The following is a 2,760-nucleotide window of genomic DNA, read 5'->3' as shown; positions in this document are numbered from 1 at the left end:
AGCGAATCGAAACCCAGGTCCTTGAACGGCTTAGCCGCATCGACACCGTCCGTGCCACCGTGGCCGAGTACCGCCGCGGTATGCGTCAGCACGAGGCTTGTCAGCGTCTCCCGTTGTGCCGCCACCGGCATCCCGGCCAGCCGCTGCTCCAGCGACTGTTCCCCGCCCTGCGCCACCATCCGCCGCACCGGCACCTTCACCAGCGACCGCAACACTCCCGGCAACCGATCCTCCCGCACCCGCTGCCGCAACACCCCCGCATCCCACGGCGTCAACACCAGCAACGGATCGGCCAGGGACGCGTTCAGCGCCGCGTCGAACAGACCCAACGCCACCTCAGCAGACATCGGCACCAGGCCCTGGTTGGTGATTCGGGCCCGGTCCACGTCACTGAGATGCGCGGTCAGGCCACTGTCGTCGGCCCAATAGCCCCAGGCCAGTGACACGCCGGTTAGTCCCTGGCTCCGTCGCAGGGCCATCAGTTCGTCCATGAAGACGTTCGCCGCCGCATAGTTGCCCTGCCCGTTGGAGCCGAGCACACCCGCAGCCGACGAGAACACCACGAACGCGTCCACATCCGGCAACGCCTCATGCAGAACCCAGGTGCCGTCCACCTTCGGCGCCAACACCGCATCCACCTGCCCGGACGACATACCCAGCACCGGCGAATCCGCCAGCGTCCCCGCCGTGTGGATCACCGCCCGCGGCCGGACACGGCCGACCAACTCCGCCACCGCCACCGCATCCGTCACATCACACGCCTCGACCCGCACGCCAACACCGAGCCGTTGCCGCAACTCATCGGCACCCGCTGCATCCGGGCCCTGACGACTCACCAGGACGAGATCCCGGACACCGTGCACCCGCACCAGACGCTCCGCCACCAGCCCGCCGAGCATCCCGGTACCACCGGTCACCAACACCGGCCCCGCCGACCACGGCTGCGGCAGACGCAACGCCAGCTTGCCGACATGACGCGCCTGACTCATGAACCGCAGCACTTCACGGACCTCGCCCACCGCCCGCACCGTCACCGGCAACGGACGCAACACCCCCGCCGCGAACAACGGCATCAGCTCCGCCAGCCCGGACGCGACCTCATCCGGATCAAGAGACAACATGTCGAAGAACGCATACGAGACGCCCTCATACGCTGCCTCGACCAACTGCGGATCACGAACATCGGTCTTACCGATCTCCACGAACCGGCCACCAGGCTTGAGCAGCCGCAGAGACGCGTCGATGAAATCACCAGTCAACGAGTTCAGCACCACGTCGACACCGCCACCACGCCGGAACTTCTCCTCGAAGTCCACCGTCCGCGACGACGCGATCTGCTCATCAGACAAGCCCATGTCCCGCAACACCGGCCACTTCGCCGGCCCCGCCGTCGCCAGGACCCGCATACCCAGATGCCCGGCCAACTGGACCGCCGCCATACCCACACCACCGGTACCCGCGTGCACCAGCAACGTCTCCCCGGCCCGCCCGGCAGCACCCCGAACCAACGTCCAATACGCGGTCAGGAACACCGCCGTCGTCGTCGCCGCCTGCGCCCACGACCAGCCCTCCGGCACCCGCACCAGCAACCGCTGGTCGGTGACCACCGACGGGCCCACCGCCGAGAACAACCCCATCACCCGATCACCCGGGCGCAGCCCTCGCACCGCCGAACCGACCTCAGCCACCACCCCCGCACCCTCACAACCCAGCAGCCCTCCGCCCTCGACCATCCCGAGCGCGACTGCGACATCACGGAAGTTGAGGCCGATCGTGTGCAGGTCCACCCGTACCTGCGAAGGCTCCAACGACGACACCTCGCAGGCCGCGAGCCGCACGTCCGTGAAGGTGCCGTCACCACCGGCACGCAACTCCCAATCACCATCCGGAACAGACAGACTCTCGGCAGCCCGGTCCACCCGCGGCACCAGCACCGCGCCGTCACGGATCGACACTTCGGGCTCGCCACTCGCCATCACGGCCGGCAACTGCTCCTGCCACTGCCCGTCCGTCTCGACCAGCACGAACCGGCCGGGATGCTCTGTTTGGGCACTACGGATCAGACCCCGCGCACCCGCAGCCGCCAGATCACCAGCCGACACCACCACGACCAGCCGGGACTCGTCATCACGAGACAACCACCGCTGCACCAGATCCAGCACCTCACGCACCAGCCGATGCGTCTCGGCGACCACGTCACCGCCCGCTGACCGGACCGGCACCACCACCATCGGCGCCACAGGCAGATCCCCGCCATCGGACTCCACCCAGCCGACATCCACCGGCCCCGAAACCGACGGCAACGGCACCCACTGCACCGCATACACATCCCGGACCTCGACCGGGGCCGCAGGCAACCGGGCCGGACGGGTCACGATCCGATCGATCTCCGCCACCGGTCGGCCCTGTACATCCGCTAACTGCACCCGATGGCCGCCCTCAACCGGGCTCACCCGCACCCGTACCCGACGAGCGCCGGACGCCCACACCTGTACCCCACTCAGCGAGAACGGCAGCCGCACCTCACCGACCATCTGATCGGCCATCGCGTGAAGCGCCGCATCAGCCAACGCCGGATGCAGGACAAACCCCTCTACTTCTTCCGGTACTTCCACCATCGCGTACACCTCACGGTCGTCCCGCCACAGAGCGGTCAGACCCTGAAACGCCGGCCCATACTCGTAACCGGCGGCGAACAACTCCTCATATGGCAGAACAGCAGCCTCAGAGACAGGCGGCCAGGACGTCGCCCACGACCAC

1 protein-coding gene and 1 pseudogene are annotated in these 2,760 nt (G+C 67.9%); both read right to left on the bottom strand.

The window, feature by feature from the left end; all coding sequences use genetic code 11:
* The coding region (locus tag Aco03nite_RS52300) for an SDR family NAD(P)-dependent oxidoreductase (protein WP_239146159.1) at positions 1–2,396 on the bottom strand (2,396 nt) is incomplete at its 3' end.
* Between the two features lie 27 nt (positions 2,397–2,423).
* Positions 2,424–2,699, bottom strand: a pseudogene (locus Aco03nite_RS55010) (polyketide synthase dehydratase domain-containing protein); the annotation flags it as partial.
* Positions 2,700–2,760: the final 61 nt, after the last annotated feature.

It is taken from the genome of Actinoplanes couchii (assembly GCF_016862075.1).
GTDB lineage: Bacteria > Actinomycetota > Actinomycetes > Mycobacteriales > Micromonosporaceae > Actinoplanes > Actinoplanes couchii.
The sequence above is the reverse complement of the archived record's forward strand: the minus strand, read 5'-3'. Positions and strand labels throughout refer to the sequence as shown.